The organism is Flavobacterium sp. 1 (assembly GCF_002797935.1).
Taxonomy (GTDB): Bacteria; Bacteroidota; Bacteroidia; order Flavobacteriales; family Flavobacteriaceae; genus Flavobacterium.
This window is the reverse complement of the sequence record NZ_PGER01000001.1, coordinates 5017796-5033215: the sequence shown is the minus strand read 5'-3', so window position 1 is coordinate 5033215 and position 15420 is coordinate 5017796. Positions and strand designations below refer to the sequence as shown.

Below are 15420 nucleotides of genomic sequence, written 5' to 3'. Positions count from 1 at the left end.
TAAACTAATTCAAAATATATAAAAATGAAACTAAAGTTCAATGGACTCTTAGTACTCCTAGTAGTACTAGTAGCGCAATTAACCTTTGCGCAAGAAAGATCTGTTTCAGGAATTGTTTCTGACAATGCAGGCATGCCTTTACCGGGTGTAAGTGTGTTAGTAAAGGGAACAAAGAATGGAACACAATCAGATTTTGATGGAAAATATGCCATCAATGCTAAACCAACAGACGTATTGGTATTTAGCTATATTGGGATGAAACCTTCAGAGAAATCAGCAAGCACAACAACACTTAATGTTAAACTGGCAAGCGGTGCCACACAATTGGAGAGCGTAGTCGTTACAGCTTTTGGTATTAAAAGAAAACCTAAAGATTTAGGATATTCTGTAAGTTCTATAAAAGCTGAAGAAATTACTAATGATGCAGAGCCAGATCTAGTGCGATCCCTTAATGGAAAAGTTGCTGGTGTTAATGTTGGTGTTTCCACTGGTGTCGCAGGTGCTGCAAACAGAATCACAATTAGAGGTGTTACTTCTTTTTCAGGAAATAATCAGCCATTAATAATTGTTGACGGTATAGCCTATAGTGATCCGCAAGTTACAACCTCTAGCCAAGTAACTGGTGGTGGTGGATATGAGTCTGCATTATCAAGTTTAGACCCTAATGATATTGCTTCTGTTGACGTCCTTAAAAGTACTTCAGCAGCTGCCTTATATGGTTCAAGAGCTGTAAATGGTGTAATTGTTATTACAACTAAATCTGGATCTCCGAGTTCAAAAAAGACAAATAAACTAAGCGTTAACGTTGGTAGTGCAGCTTATTTGGAAAACGTTAATAACTTACCTGATTTTCAAAATACCTACGGAGCTGGGTCAAATTTTAACTATTCAAATTCAAATGGTTCTTGGGGTCCACGTTTTGATTCATTAGCAACAATCCCGACTTGGCCAACATTATTAGCAGCATTTCCATCACAATTTGGACCAACTGTACCATATGTTGCAAAACCAAACAATGTAAAAGATTTATTTAGAACTGGAACTGTAACAGATAACACGGTAGGATTTAATTATTCTGGAGAAGAAGGCAGTTTTAATGCTACAATATCAAACATGGCGCAGGATGGGTATATACCTTATAATACTTATGACAGAACTGGATTTTCTGTAGGTGGTAACTTTAAATTAGCCAATAAATTAACTGTAGGCGCAAACATGAGTTATTCTGGCACAAAACAAGTTGGTGCTTTTTTTGGAGAAAATCAATTTGATGGAGCAGCCTCATCATTTGCTAGAACAATGTTTTTAGCAAGAAACTGGGATATGAATCTACCTTATGAGGATGCTAATGGAGCTTCCGTAACACCAAATGGAACACAATTTGACCACCCCCTTTGGTCTTGGAAACATGATCAAATTATCACACACACAAATAGAACTGTAGGTGGCGTTAATCTTAATTATGAATTTAACGAAAATATTTCAGCTACCTATAGAGCTGGTATGAATAGATATACATTAGACAGAAATCAGATTCGTGATCTACATTCAAGAGCAGATGGCGGTGTAGGTTCTTTGACAAATGATAAATTTACAAATGAAGACATTGAATCTACGTTACTAGTTAACTTTGATTATAAATTATCAGATGATTTCGGCATGAAATCAATCTTAGGTGCAAACTTTTTGCAAAATAACAACTCAAGACTTGCATTTTATGGAAAAGGATTTAGTGTCCCAAATGTTTTTACCTTTGGAAACACACTAAATGTCTCTAATCTTGCTGATTACAGATTTGAAAAAAGAAATATAGGTCTTTTTGCAGATGTAACATTTTCATTTAAAGATTATTTATTTTTAAATGCTACAGCAAGAAACGATTGGAGTTCATCATTACCAAAAAGCAATAACTCCTATTTTTATCCAGGTGTAAATGCTTCTTTTATTTTGACAGATGCTTTACATATGGACAACGATATACTTACATTCGCTAAGATTAGAGGGGGCTGGGCAAAAGTAGGGAAAGATGCTGTTTCTGAATTTACAAGCGCAACATATGCCTTAGGAAATTCATATAATGGAAATCCAACAATTGCAAATCCAACTGACCTAGGGGACCAAAATGTTAAACCTGAATTTACCGAAGAAATTGAGTTTGGTACTGATTTAGAATTCTTCAAAAAAAGAATAGCACTAGGTTTAAGTGTGTATAAAAAAACATCGACTAATTTAATTACTCCAATTACAGTTCCTACGTCTACTGGATATCTTACCTATAATACTAACTTAGGTGCTATGGTGAACAAAGGGCTTGAAATTGAATTAACATTGGTTCCTGTTCAAACAAATGATTTTAAATGGACACTATTCAGTACTTTCACTAAAAATGACAATGAGGTTACTAAATTAAAGGATGGATTAGATAGATTTAATTTGCAAGCCAATACAGTAGCATATGTACAAAAAGGAGAAGCTTATGGTGTGTTCTATGGCAGTAAATTTGCAAGAGATGACGAAGGAAACTTCTTAATCAACCAAAGCGGTGGTGGAATCATAGCAGATCCTACACCTGGTATTATTGGTGATCCAAATCCTGATTTTAAAATGAGCTTTATAAACACATTTAAGTATAAAAACTTTACTCTTACAGCCCAATTTGACTATAGAAAAGGTGGAGATATTTCTTCTTCTACAATTGAGTCGTTATTGGGAAGAGGTGTTACTAAAGACACAGAAGACAGAGAAAAAACATACATTATCCCTGGTTACTATGGAGACAGCAATGGAGTTGCTATAGTTGATGCTTCAGGAAATAAAATTCCAAATACCGTTCAACTTAGTATGAATGAGCTGTACTTCTCTCCTGCCGGAGGTAATACTTTTGCTATCAATAGTGTTGATGAAGCGGATATATATGATGGGACAGTATTTAGATTGAGAGATGTTAATTTAACTTATAGTTTACCACAAGAGATGTTAAAAAAATCACCTTTCGGACAAGTTTCAATTAGTTTGCTAGGCAGTAACCTATGGTATTTTGCGCCAAATGTTCCTAAACATACTAATTTTGATCCAGATACTACCAGCTATGGCTCGACTAACATTCAAGGAATTGAAGTTTCAGCAGCTCCAACAGCAAGAAGATTTGGAGTTAAACTTAATTTAACATTCTAAAAAAAAAAATATGAAACTTTTAAAAAAAATAAAAAATAATAAAAACAGTCTTGTTTTGTTATTAGTTACAACTCTTTTTATGAGTTGTACCAACTATTTAGATGTTGATACTGACACTGACAACCCAACAGTTGCCCCTTTAAGTCTTTTATTAACAAACATAGAAGTAAGTATAAACAATGTAAATAATTATAACAATTATACTGCTAGCCTTCTATCTGTCTATACTCATCAAACAACTGCGAGAGAAGAACAGGATCAATACGGCATTAGAGTTGACAACATTAACATGTCAAATGATTGGAATGCAATATATTTAACCCTGAATGACATAGAAACCCTAATTAAACAATCAACTGAAACTGGAGACTTAGTTTATTTAGGTATTGGGCAAATGCAGAAAGCTTATTTAATGTCTATCGCAGTCGACTTATGGGGAGATGTTCCTTATTCAGAAGCGGGACAATTGAAAAGCGGAATAATTAGCCCAAAATTCGATGACCAAAAGGTAATTTATACTTCTATTTTCGAATTAATAAAACAAGCTAAAAAAAATATAGCTACAGGTGCAGGCAATCAAAAACCAGGAAAAAATGATTTGTTTTATGAAGGAGACACAGCCAAATGGATAAAATTTGCTAACTCTTTTCAATTAAAACTATATAATCAAGTTAGACTAACTTCGGCTTTCGATCAAGCTGGATTTAATGCCTTAATTGCTGAAAACAATTTTTTCACTTCACTTACTGATGACTTTCAATTTAATCAAACTAAAAATCTTTCTCCAACTGATGAAAGAAATTCATACTTTCTTGAATCTTACAACAGTACACAATTTGGCACTTATCAAAGCCCTTGGTTTTATGAAATCCTAAAAGGTATGAATCCAAATATCCATAGTGGAAATCCAGATCCTCGTCTTCCTTACTATTTCTTCAATCAGTTAAAAGATGGTCAATTCCCACCTGATCAAGGTAATACAACTACAGGAAACCCTAATGCAGATTATTGGGATAAATCAACGGGCTTCTTTAGTATTCGATTTGGTAGTACAGGACCAGACAGAGATAGAAGTGCTGAAAGTTCTTACACATACCCAGGTATTTTTCCAGCAGGAGGAAGGTATGATGACAACAAAGGAGGAATCATGAGTGCTGATCCTAAACTTGCAACCGGTATTGCACCTCACAGAATATTTACTTACGCTGAATTTTTATATGTTCAAGCAGAGTTAATGCAAGTTGGAAAATTAAGTGGTGATGTTACTGCAAAATTCCAAGAAGCTTTAAATGCAAGTTTTGCAAAAGTTGATCAAGTAGTTTCAAAAAACGGCTCTGCTCAAACTATACCTGTATTGATAGGTTCTACATCAGTTACCACTTTCACCAATAAAGTAATAGCAGAATATACAGCAGCTAGTGCTGATAAGAAATTAGAAATAATTATGACGCAAAAATGGGTTGCAACTTATGGTGATCCTATGGATCAATATACTGATTATAGAAGAACTGGATTTCCTATTTTGGCAAATCCACTAAGCACAACTAAAGAATATCAGTTAGATAATGGAAATGGTTTTCTAATAAATGATGCACAAACAGTTCTTAACAACCCATTCCAACAATCTTTCTTCTGGCCTCAAGACGAGCTAAACTCTAATTCAAAAGCACCAGCTCAGAAAAACCCAGGAACATATAAAATCTTTTGGGCTAAATAATTTAAAACACATAAAAATGAAAAAAATCAAATATATAGCCGTAACTCTTATTCTGGCACTTATGATGATAACATCATGCACAGACGATGGGGGTAGTTCAGTAACTGAATTTATTGAAGGCGCAGTTCCTAATGTTGTAAAAACACCTGGCACAGATGCATCCTTAAACTATGCTGCTCTAAAAAGCGGAGGAAGCATTAAAATAGGAGTAACTATGAGTGTTGCAAGAGGCGACGTTGCGTCAATGAACATTGTGGGTTATTATACTAAAGGTACTGTTGTTGAGAAAGCTGTTTTAACAACTGGAGTAACAACCTTTCCAGCTAATGTAACTTATACAGAAGCTGACCTTTACAAAGCTTTTACTATTTTAAATACTTCAAATGATTTTGGAATTACAGATAACTTAGTAATAAGTGCTGATATAACTCTAAAAAATGGTACTGTAATTAACATGTTTACTGATAAGGGGGTTAAAAAATTTGGTGCAGATATATCCAACTCTTTACAGTTTACAGCATCACAAACCTATATAATGGCATGTCCCATAACAAATGCTGCAACCTTTAATGGGAATTACAAAGTAGTACAAGATGATTGGCAAGATTATTCTAAAGGAGACATTATTCCTGTTGTATATGAAGCAGCGTTTGGAACATTAAAATTTAAAATTTTAAATACTAATAATCCATACCTAGTTAACTATTCAACATCATATATAATTGTAACTATTAACCCAGCTACAGGAGCTGTTACAGTGACTTCAAATGAAGGATTCAATTATGGACCAGGCCAAGTGTATACTTTAACAGGTTCTGGAAATGTAAGCAATTGTACTGGTGATATTAATTTAAAATTAATATTTAATGGATCAGGTCCATATACCTTCAACCTTACTAAATAATAATCAATATTTTATTTAAGAATTTATTTGTTTTTCAATAATAAAATAGATTAAATTGGTATCGAAAACCTATTCATTCATTTGAATAGGTTTTTTTTATTAATATCTAAAAAACAATTAAACAAAATGTGGTATACATTCTTTTTTGTAAACCGTTATTTTAAGAGTTTTTAAACAAGTTCAATCTTAAATATGTCTATTTATTACTCATAACCAAAACATAGCTAGAATTTAACTCAAGTCTACTTAAAATTTGAAACAAAAAACTATCTTTGCGCCATGGAAAAAGAACACCAAATATTCGGGATTAGAGCAATAATTGAAGCTATACAGGCGGGCGCAACAGTTGATAAAGTATATATTCAGAAGGAAGCAAGCAGCGAACTAATGAAAGACCTAATGAAGGTGATGAAACGTGGCAATATTAATTTTTCTTATGTTCCCGTAGAAAAACTAAACCGATTGACTCCCAATAATCACCAAGGTGCTGTAGCGAGCATCTCTCCTATTTCGTTTTTTGACTTAGAAACTCTGATAGATACCGTTGTCGAAAACGGAAAAAAACCTTTGTTTTTAATTTTGGACCAAATTTCAGATGCACGTAATTTTGGTGCTATTATCCGAACAGCAGAATGCACAGGCGTTAATGGTATTATCGTTCAAAAAGCAGGTTCCGCTCCTGTAAATGGAGACACGGTTAAAACTTCGGCGGGTGCAGTATTTAATATTCCTATTTGTAAAGTAGAACATATTAAAGATGCTATTTTTCTTTTACAAGCGAGCGGTATCAAAACCGTTGCCGCTACCGAAAAAACAGATCAAAACATTTATGATATTTCTTTAAACGAACCAATAGCAATTATTATGGGGTCTGAAGACCGTGGAGTAAACCCATCTGTACTCAAAATTGTAGATGAGAAAGCAAAACTTCCTATGTTTGGAACTATTGGCTCTTTAAATGTTTCTGTAGCTTGTGGCGCTTTTTTATATGAAGCAGTTAGACAAAGAAGCTAAATAATTTTAGAAATCAGATTGCAGATTTTAGATTGCAGTTAAACAACCCTAGATTATAATAAATTATCAAAATAGAATGAATCAAGACTCCGGTTTTGATTCATTTTTTTCGTTTAAAGACTCTTGTGTTTCAACATAATCATACACAACATTTGAATTCGATATAAAAAAAGGATTCATTTCTGTTTGAACTTCTTCAATAATTTCAGGTTTTGGGAGATTGACAAAATTACCGTTTTCGTCAAACCGCTGCATAAATTTATCTTCGGATGGATCATAATCAGGGCGTTCCCAATCGTATTTTATCACTTTCCTGAATTCTGTTTTTTTGTAAAAAAAAGTCAATACAAAACCCGCTATTAAACCTGACAGATGTCCTTCCCAAGAAATAGTTTCATCAATTTTTGGAAAAACATACCAAACCATTCCGCCATAAAGAATAACTACTGTTAGAGATAAGGCTACCAATCTATAATATTGGGTTTGTAAGCCTTTAAAAAAAATAAAAGAAACCAATACGTAAATTAGACTACTGGCTCCAATATGGTAACTTTCTCTTCCTATAAGCCATGTCAAAGCACCTGAAAATAAAATTCCGTATACCAATATTCCCATTGCCTCTTTTCGATAAAAAAAGAACAAAGCAGCCAAAAGCACTAGTAATGGTATAGAGTTATTATAGAGGTGTTCTATATTCGAATGAATAAATGGGCTAAAAATCACACCTTGCAATCCTGAAAAAGTCCTCGGCAAAATTCCGTTCTCATCAAAATCAAATCCAAATCGGATTTCCAGCCAATAAACAAACCACAGGAACAGCACAAAAAAAAGCGGCACTCCTAAAACAGTATTGGTAAATTTAAAATGATTTTCTTCCATTTTTTTAGAGTACAGGATTATTAGACCCTTAATTTGTTAGAACTTGAAAATTGGCTCTTGAAAACAAATCAAAAATGTATCCAAAAGCAATTTAATGCTATTTTGTCATATAAAATAATTCTGTTTTGAAAACGAATGCCCTAGCCCTGATGGAAACGGCATCCTTTTGTGTCTCGTTTTTCTACGAGGCACAAAAGATATAGTGGACAGCAGGAAACAGCTCCTGAAAATATACTCATAAAAACTGAAAAATGTGTAATTTTACAAAATGGAAGCACCTTTAGCAGAACGCATACGCCCACAAAAACTAGAAGACTACATCAGTCAGTCCCACTTGGTTGGTTCCAATGGATCGTTGACACAACAAATTGCGAAAGGGATTATTCCATCCTTAATATTTTGGGGGCCTCCAGGAACGGGGAAAACAACTTTGGCACAAATCATTGCTCAAGAGTCTAATCGTCCATTTTATATATTAAGCGCTATTAATTCAGGAGTCAAGGATATTAGGGATGTAATTGAAAAAGCAAAACAAAGTGGCGGATTATTTACTGCCAAAAATCCTATTTTGTTTATTGATGAGATTCATCGTTTTAGTAAATCGCAGCAAGACTCATTATTGGCAGCTGTTGAAAAAGGATGGATTACACTCATAGGCGCTACGACCGAAAATCCGAGCTTTGAAGTGATACCCGCTTTATTGTCCCGTTGTCAGGTCTATATTTTGAATGCTTTCACCAAGGCAGATTTAGAACATTTATTGCAAAGAGCAATGACAGCCGACAGTTATTTGGCTTCCAAAAAAATAGAACTGCAAGAAACAGAAGCACTTTTGCGTCTTTCTGGCGGTGATGGGCGTAAACTATTAAATATTTTTGAACTGGTCGTAAACGCTTCTGCTGATGACGAAATTTTAATCACAAATGATCGTGTTTTCGAATTAGTGCAACAAAATACAGTTTTATATGATAAAACTGGCGAACAGCATTATGATATTGTTTCGGCTTTTATAAAATCGATTCGAGGGAGTGATCCCAACGGAGCCGTTTATTGGCTAGCCAGAATGATTGAAGGTGGTGAAGATGTAAAATTTATTGCCCGAAGAATGTTGATTTTATCCAGCGAAGATATTGGTAATGCCAATCCGACAGCTTTTATAATGGCAAATAATGCTTTTCAAGCCGTTTCTACAATTGGGTATCCTGAAAGTCGAATTATTCTGAGCCAATGCGCTATTTATCTCGCCACTTCTCCCAAAAGTAATGCTTCCTATTTGGCTATTGGTACCGCTCAACAATTGGTTAAACAAACTGGCGATTTACCAGTACCTATTCATTTGCGTAATGCTCCTACCAAATTAATGAAAGAATTGGGATATGGTGAAGATTATAAATACTCACACGATTATGCCAACAATTTTGCCGAGCAGGAATTTTTGCCAGAAGCCTTAAGCAATACCCCTATTTATATTCCAGGCGCGAATTCCAGAGAAAATACGACTCGCGAATTCTTGAAAAATCGTTGGAAGAACAAATACGGATATTAAGATTTTGAATTCCAGATTTTAGAAAGTCCAATTACAGTTAATAAAAAAACCTCAGAGCAGAGCACCCGAGGTTTTATTGTGAACAATTTTCTATATAATTTTTAATCCTAAGAGATTAGAACTTCACTTTAATTTTCTCCGACATTAAAGTATCTTTTTCGTAATACTCAAAGTACCATTGATTATCTTTTAGAACTAGCGTTCCTTGTAGATCACCTTTAGATGCTAAATAAATAGATGGATTTGTAGTTTTAAAAGCTTTAAGAACCACTTTTGGCGTACTATCCACTAATTGAAATCCATTTTTGATAGGCTGTGCAAACAATACTGAACCATCTGGCTCGGTACTGCTGCTAGGTACATTCACTGCTACGGCAGCAACTGTCACTGGAACGGCAACAGAAGCAACCGCAGGAGTTGCTACTGCTGTATTTGCACTATTTACCGCTGGTGTACCATCATATTTATAATGCAATGCATATACTGATTCAAAAGCCATATTCAATGCTTCAGAGTACGCTACCTCATAATCTTTCTCTTTACTTTTCCCCACTTGAGATTTGAAAATCTCTTTACCGCTGCAATCCTTAAAAACAACGTAAAGTTTCGTTACTAAAAATGCATTATCTCTTATTACATCCACATTTAACAAACTGCATCTGTCATTGTACCCTCCAGGGAAAGTTTCATTCGAATAAAAAGCTTCAAAACCAGCTTTTTTTAAATTAACCTTGGTTAGAGTAGCAAGACGGTATTGGTTTTCAGACTTAAGAAAATCATATTTCAAAGGAATAATCACTCCTGTATAATCATTAATTGATTGAGAAAATCCAAAGCTTGAGACAAGCAATAATAGGTATAGAAATTTTGACTTCATGATTTATAAATATTTTTTTAGTTCTAATAAATGTGTTACTTGCTTAATATTTTGTTCTACTTCAATGTTTTTGTCATTAAAAAAAATGGCATCTAATCCAGCATCTAAAGCTCCCTGCACATCAGCTTCCATACAATCTCCAATCATCAGACTGTTTTCTTTTTTGGCCTTCGCCAAATTAAGGGCATGCTCAAAAATAATGGGATTGGGTTTCTTAACACCTGCCATTTCCGAGTTGGTAATTGTCTTGAAAAATCCCGCAATATTCGAATTGTTTATTTTCTTGTACTGCACATCGGCAAAGCCGTTGGTAATAATATGCAATTTATACTTTTTTTCCAGATATTCCAGCACTTCAATCGTTCCGTCAAACAAATGGTTGTTTTCAGGCAAAAGCTGAATATAATCATGCGCAATACTTTCAATTTGATCATCGGAAACGAAATACTCTAATGCATCAAAAGTATGTTTAAGACGATTATAACGTAATTCAGCATGGGTTATTTTATCGTACTGATACAATTTCCAACAGGCCTGATTGATAGGAATATATTTTTCTATAAAATCGGTAATTTCAATTGTAGGGTGGTCTTTCTTGAAGATAGTTTCAAAAGCCAGTTCAGAATTGACATCAAAATCCCAAAGCGTATGATCTAAATCAAAGAAAATATCGGTTATTTTAGAAGATAACATGTAATGCAATTATTTAAAAATTCGTTTATCGAAAGGAAAATCAACCTGTTCTATAATTTTAATTTTATAAAAATCCGTGTGATACGGATTAATCAAAAAATTAAAATCTCCTTTTACTACCGCTGATGGAACTTTCAAAACACAGGCTTCATTTTTCCTTATGAAATCGTCTCCCAAAAGCGGTGTCTCAAAGGTACAAGGAAAAACATTCCAATCGATAGATAATTTATTAGTATCTAAAACTTCTACAGAAATATCATCCGGAATTTCAATTGTAAGCATCACAAAATCGCTTGGCAATGTCGCCAATGAAAGATGAACCAAAACTTCCGCCATTGCCAATGCCCTGCTCTGGGCACAATAAATAATCTCAGTTCCTTTTGAATTCCAACGGGCACCTGAAATTGACGCACCTTTTCCTGATAATTCTACAGGATATTTTTTGCGTGCTAATCGGAAAACTTTCATTAAACAAAAATTCCCTGATCAATTTTATTCAACTCATTGACTACCATTTCTTTTCCATAAGAATCTCTAAGCAATTCAATAGGCTGGAGGTTTCCTAGTGCAAACGAAGGTGTTTTCAGCCACATATAAAATTGTGCTTCGGTATCAAAAACTGCATTTCCTAGTGAAGTAACTTCGGCTAATTCTAATATTTTTTCGGATTGTAAAGGTTTGAAAATAAAATCTTCTTTGATTTTATTTCGCTGCAGTGATTTTGTAGAAATCCCTAGAAAAGAGGCCCAATCATCTTCATTAAAAGGCGTTATTTCCTTTATCAGGTTAAAAAGTTCATAGGGAATTCCTTCACGGATAGCATGAACAATCAACATCCTATTCTTCAAAAACTCTTCATAAGTGATGTTCTTATTCAAAATCTTATATCCTCTCTCCTGTTCTACCCTATTAACTAAAACTCTAACGGCTTTGTCAATAGCTTCTCCTGATTTTAATTTTATTGCTTCCATAAAAAGACATTTGACTGTAAATATAAGTCAAATGTCTTGTATGAGCAAATTTTTTAAAATATTCCTTCATCAGCAAAACTGTAATAACCAGTTTCAGTTACAATTATATGATCTAAAACAGGAATATCTAATTGCTGTCCTGCATTTTTTATCTTTTTGGTTATTTGAATATCGGCATCGCTGGCCTGCAGCTTTCCTGAAGGATGATTGTGTGCCAAAATAATTGCGGTTGCATTTTGCTCAAATGCTATTTTAAAAACAATTCGGACATCAACCATTGTTCCCGTCATGCTGCCTTTGCTCAACTGTGATTTGAAAAGTATTTTATTGGAATTATTTAAAAACAGAACCCAAAATTCTTCATGGGGCAATTCTCCAATTATGGGCTGCATCACTTCGAAAACCGCTTTACTAGATGTGATTTTTTTCAGCTCTACTGCATCTTCACTTCGCCTTCTCCTCCCCAACTCCATTGCAGCAATTATCGAAATCGCTTTGGCTTCGCCAATTCCTTTAAAATTCATTAATTGAGAGATTGACAACTTCCCTAATGCATTCAAATTATGATTAACACTGGCCAAAATCCGTTTACTCAAATCTACTGCCGATTCATTTCGACTGCCGGAGCCAATTAATATTGCAATTAATTCAGCATCACTCAAAACACTTTTTCCTTTGAGCATCAATTTTTCACGAGGCTTATCGTCTTCAGACCAATTGGTAATGGGACAAAATGAAGTTTCAGACATAGATTATCTTTTTAAATTTCTTTTTTCATGCAAACACTCTTATCTAAACCCACGTAAGGTCCGTAATTATCGATAATTGAATATCCAACTTTTTGATACAAACTAATTGCTTCTTCCTGTTTATACAATGTTTCTAAAACAGAAACTGAATAGTCAGATTCCAGTGCCCAAAGCTCCAATTCCTGCAATACTCTTTGAGCCAAACCCAAACCGCGGGCTTCGGGAGAAACAAACATCCGTTTTATCTCAATCGTGTTTTTGTCAAATCTTTTAAAACAACCACAGGCAACTGGTTTTTCTTCCAAATAAATAACAACAACATTTGGATTCAATTCTATGACATTGTTTCCCCAATAATTGGTTTTTAATTCTGAATAACGTTCCCACAAATAATTATCAAAGGTCTTTATCAAAGACACAAAATCAGGATTTTCACTGGTTGTTTTTACAACTTTTAATTTTGAGTCCATAAATCTATAGTCTTAGTTTTTGCTAATATATTAAAAAAGAGAAAAATCACACAATAAAATTTATTCATATTTTTATAATGACTATTTTTAAAACAAAAACATGAAATCAATAGCCGTATTATTAATCGCAATATTATTTTTAGGCTGTGACCAAAAAGAAAAAAATAAAATTCAGGCAGTAAATACTGAAGTTGCAGCTACAACTTTTGAAGAAAAATTATCCAGAGTGGCAATCTCCATAATTGATCCAACCATAGATTATGACCCAGCTTATATTTCGATAAAATATCCAAATGGAGATGTTCCAAAAAACAAAGGCGTTTGCACCGATGTAGTGATACGGGCTTACCGAAAACTTGGCATTGATTTGCAAAAAGAAGTTCATGAAGATATGAAAGCCAATTTTTCGCAATATCCAAATTTAAAAAAGTGGGGAATGACAAAAACGGACACGAATATTGACCATCGAAGAGTGCCAAATTTGGAAGCTTTCTTCGAAAGAAAGGGAATAAAATTGGCCGTTACTGAAAATGCAAACGACTATAAAACAGGAGAAATAGTAACTTGGATGATTAACGGAAAGTTACCACACATTGGGATCATTACGAACAAAAAATCAACCGATGGGAAACGAAATCTTATCGTTCACAATGTTGGCTACGGACAGGTTTTGGAGGATTGCCTGTTCAGCTATGAAATTGTGGGGCATTTTAAATATGTAAAATGAAAATGTGCCAATTCATTGTTAGGAAATCATCTGGTTCCATTTAATAAATTATCATATTTAAAACACCCTATTTATACTTCTAAAGATTTTATTAATTTGGAAATTCCATACTTTTTTCTACTATCAACAACTGTCTGAATTGTTATATTGTCATATTTTTCTTTTATCCAATCAACAAATTTCTCTCTGTGCTCAGCTATTAATTTATCTTCCTTGTAATAGAATGATTTCCATTCAATCTTCAAAAGTGATAATAAAAAAGATAGTTTATCAAATAAAAATAAATCTTCTTTATAATTAAAAATTAGTTCATACGATGTATGTTCGGAAATATTATCAATCATGTTTTTAAACTTTTTTTCAAAATATAATATTTCAAAATAAGCTTGAACCGCTTTGTCGCTTCCATAAAAATCCCTTTTAAATGCCGTCAACAATTTAATTCTAAACTTTTTAAACACATCAACCTCAGCATGTTTCTGTATAAGTTTGTATGAATCCAGTGAAAAGTTATAAAAAATCAACTTCATTTGAAGTAAAGCCATTTTCTTTTCATCAGCAGAAATTGTATAAATTTTAGACAACAACTGGTAATAGCCAACATTGTATCTCTCTTGGTAATTACCCTCAATTTGCTGGATTGCTATGGTCTCTGCCAAATCTAGCATTTCTATTTCGATTAATTTTTCAATTAAAAAAACATTGTATTCATTATCATAACGTATTGGCTTAAAGTTCTTATATACTTTCCTAAACATATCATTTTCTGAAAACACTTTCAGGAAAAATTGTGTTATCTCTTTTATATAACGTGTACCTTTATTAACAGTAATTGTATGTATCTCAAAAAGAACGCCAGAAAAAAAAGCTCTTCTCTCCTTTGTATCTATACTTTCATAAAGATCAAAAACAGTTTCCATCTGCATTCCATACATACTATTTTCAAGCAACAGGAATTTAATATTTTCATCCACTATCGTTTCCCAATGTTTTCTATTTTGAATACTGTGTATGTATAAATTAATTTCTTTATATCTTTTTTCAATAAAGCGAATTAACTTTATTGAATTCAAATTCATATTGTTATGAAATTCAAACAAAATACTGTTAGAAAATAAAAAAAGCTCATTCGTCTCTGGCAAAACAATATTTTCTTTGCAATATTCTGAAACTGGTGCCAAAGCCAAATCTAATGTGTCTATTATTCGTTTGAGTTCAGTAGCATCAATTTTCTTTTTATTCTTAATTACCGACCTTATGGCTTTATCGACAACGGCACTAACTTCTTTTTTGGTATATTGAATTTCAGATTTAGAAAACTCATTTACAAATAAGAACTCAATATCTTTGTTCTTTTTAAATAATTCAGATGCCCACAATCTTAATGTACTTTCATCTAGTTGTTCCAGTATAACTTCAGATTCTGTTTTTTTTCTTTTTACAGAAACAATCCCCTTGGCAGGTTTCTTAGTTTTAAAAAAATTAATTAAAGTAATTTTATGTACACAAAAGGTCGTGTGTTTTGGACAGTCGCAACTTATATCTAAAATATTTTTTTTATCAAATTCAATTGTAACATCGTAGCTTTCCTTTTCATCATCAACATAAGCTACGAATTTATTAGGAGAGATTTCCTCTATATCTCTTGCCTGCATTTTTTTTGCTTTTGCAAAAACGGTCTTCAGAGCAATGTCCTGAT

Annotated in this window: 14 protein-coding genes; 6 read left to right on the top strand and 8 right to left on the bottom strand. The window is 33.4% G+C overall.

The genetic code is table 11. The annotated features are described in order from the left end of the window. Positions 1-24 precede the first annotated feature (24 nt). From CLU83_RS20465 to rlmB, 4 genes are all read left to right on the top strand, one after another. Complete coding sequence (locus tag CLU83_RS20465; RefSeq protein WP_100433315.1) at positions 25-3174, top strand: SusC/RagA family TonB-linked outer membrane protein; 3150 nt, start codon at positions 25-27, stop codon at positions 3172-3174. A 10-nt stretch (positions 3175-3184) separates the two neighbouring features. Then, positions 3185-4891 (top strand): SusD/RagB family nutrient-binding outer membrane lipoprotein, encoded by a 1707-nt coding sequence (locus CLU83_RS20460; protein ID WP_100433314.1) that lies wholly within the window; start codon positions 3185-3187, stop codon positions 4889-4891. Positions 4892-4907: 16 nt separating this feature from the next. Beyond that, on the top strand, positions 4908-5795 hold the full coding sequence (locus CLU83_RS20455) for a hypothetical protein (protein ID WP_100433313.1): 888 nt from the start codon (positions 4908-4910) through the stop codon (positions 5793-5795). 279 nt (positions 5796-6074) lie between these two features. Next, positions 6075-6809, top strand: coding sequence for a 23S rRNA (guanosine(2251)-2'-O)-methyltransferase RlmB (rlmB, locus tag CLU83_RS20450; protein ID WP_100433312.1), 735 nt, complete (start codon positions 6075-6077; stop codon positions 6807-6809). Positions 6810-6890: 81 nt separating this feature from the next. Here the strand turns inward: rlmB and CLU83_RS20445 are convergent, their stop codons facing one another. Continuing rightward, positions 6891-7688: a rhomboid family intramembrane serine protease gene (locus CLU83_RS20445; protein ID WP_100433311.1), complete on the bottom strand. Its 798-nt coding sequence runs from the start codon at positions 7686-7688 to the stop codon at positions 6891-6893. A gap of 268 nt (positions 7689-7956) precedes the next feature. On the opposite strand from CLU83_RS20445, the gene CLU83_RS20440 reads away from it, so the two are divergent. After that, positions 7957-9234: a replication-associated recombination protein A gene (locus CLU83_RS20440; protein ID WP_100433310.1), complete on the top strand. Its 1278-nt coding sequence runs from the start codon at positions 7957-7959 to the stop codon at positions 9232-9234. 115 nt (positions 9235-9349) lie between these two features. Here CLU83_RS20440 and CLU83_RS20435 read toward each other — a convergent pair whose 3' ends face one another. Genes CLU83_RS20435 through CLU83_RS20410 form a run of 6 tightly spaced genes read right to left on the bottom strand, consistent with a single transcriptional unit; the run spans position 9350 to position 12994 of the window. After that, positions 9350-10111: a hypothetical protein gene (locus tag CLU83_RS20435; RefSeq protein WP_100433309.1), complete on the bottom strand. Its 762-nt coding sequence runs from the start codon at positions 10109-10111 to the stop codon at positions 9350-9352. Positions 10112-10114: 3 nt separating this feature from the next. Continuing rightward, complete coding sequence (locus tag CLU83_RS20430; RefSeq protein ID WP_100433308.1) at positions 10115-10804, bottom strand: YjjG family noncanonical pyrimidine nucleotidase; 690 nt, start codon at positions 10802-10804, stop codon at positions 10115-10117. A gap of 9 nt (positions 10805-10813) precedes the next feature. Next, positions 10814-11272: an RES family NAD+ phosphorylase gene (locus CLU83_RS20425; protein ID WP_100433307.1), complete on the bottom strand. Its 459-nt coding sequence runs from the start codon at positions 11270-11272 to the stop codon at positions 10814-10816. Next, positions 11272-11775, bottom strand: coding sequence for an antitoxin Xre-like helix-turn-helix domain-containing protein (locus CLU83_RS20420; RefSeq protein ID WP_100433306.1), 504 nt, complete (start codon positions 11773-11775; stop codon positions 11272-11274). Before CLU83_RS20420 ends, CLU83_RS20425 begins: the two co-directional genes overlap by 1 nt. Positions 11776-11828: 53 nt before the next feature. Then, positions 11829-12524 (bottom strand): DNA repair protein RadC, encoded by a 696-nt coding sequence (gene radC, locus CLU83_RS20415; protein ID WP_100433305.1) that lies wholly within the window; start codon positions 12522-12524, stop codon positions 11829-11831. A gap of 11 nt (positions 12525-12535) precedes the next feature. Beyond that, positions 12536-12994: a GNAT family N-acetyltransferase gene (locus CLU83_RS20410; protein ID WP_100433304.1), complete on the bottom strand. Its 459-nt coding sequence runs from the start codon at positions 12992-12994 to the stop codon at positions 12536-12538. A gap of 100 nt (positions 12995-13094) precedes the next feature. On the opposite strand from CLU83_RS20410, the gene CLU83_RS20405 reads away from it, so the two are divergent. Next, on the top strand, positions 13095-13721 hold the full coding sequence (locus CLU83_RS20405) for a DUF1287 domain-containing protein (RefSeq protein WP_100433303.1): 627 nt from the start codon (positions 13095-13097) through the stop codon (positions 13719-13721). A gap of 71 nt (positions 13722-13792) precedes the next feature. Here the strand turns inward: CLU83_RS20405 and CLU83_RS20400 are convergent, their stop codons facing one another. Continuing rightward, positions 13793-15376, bottom strand: a complete 1584-nt coding sequence (locus CLU83_RS20400; RefSeq protein ID WP_157802153.1) for a hypothetical protein — start codon at positions 15374-15376, stop codon at positions 13793-13795. Positions 15377-15420: the final 44 nt, after the last annotated feature.

Coding starts and splice junctions, on each gene's coding strand:
- CLU83_RS20465 (WP_100433315.1), top strand. CDS start 25: ATGAAACTAAAGTTCAATGGACTCTTAGTACTCCTAGTAGTACTAGTA.
- CLU83_RS20460 (WP_100433314.1), top strand. CDS start 3,185: ATGAAACTTTTAAAAAAAATAAAAAATAATAAAAACAGTCTTGTTTTG.
- CLU83_RS20455 (WP_100433313.1), top strand. CDS start 4,908: ATGAAAAAAATCAAATATATAGCCGTAACTCTTATTCTGGCACTTATG.
- rlmB (WP_100433312.1), top strand. CDS start 6,075: ATGGAAAAAGAACACCAAATATTCGGGATTAGAGCAATAATTGAAGCT.
- CLU83_RS20445 (WP_100433311.1), bottom strand. CDS start 7,688: ATGGAAGAAAATCATTTTAAATTTACCAATACTGTTTTAGGAGTGCCG.
- CLU83_RS20440 (WP_100433310.1), top strand. CDS start 7,957: ATGGAAGCACCTTTAGCAGAACGCATACGCCCACAAAAACTAGAAGAC.
- CLU83_RS20435 (WP_100433309.1), bottom strand. CDS start 10,111: ATGAAGTCAAAATTTCTATACCTATTATTGCTTGTCTCAAGCTTTGGA.
- CLU83_RS20430 (WP_100433308.1), bottom strand. CDS start 10,804: ATGTTATCTTCTAAAATAACCGATATTTTCTTTGATTTAGATCATACG.
- CLU83_RS20425 (WP_100433307.1), bottom strand. CDS start 11,272: ATGAAAGTTTTCCGATTAGCACGCAAAAAATATCCTGTAGAATTATCA.
- CLU83_RS20420 (WP_100433306.1), bottom strand. CDS start 11,775: ATGGAAGCAATAAAATTAAAATCAGGAGAAGCTATTGACAAAGCCGTT.
- radC (WP_100433305.1), bottom strand. CDS start 12,524: ATGTCTGAAACTTCATTTTGTCCCATTACCAATTGGTCTGAAGACGAT.
- CLU83_RS20410 (WP_100433304.1), bottom strand. CDS start 12,994: ATGGACTCAAAATTAAAAGTTGTAAAAACAACCAGTGAAAATCCTGAT.
- CLU83_RS20405 (WP_100433303.1), top strand. CDS start 13,095: ATGAAATCAATAGCCGTATTATTAATCGCAATATTATTTTTAGGCTGT.
- CLU83_RS20400 (WP_157802153.1), bottom strand. CDS start 15,376: ATGCAGGCAAGAGATATAGAGGAAATCTCTCCTAATAAATTCGTAGCT.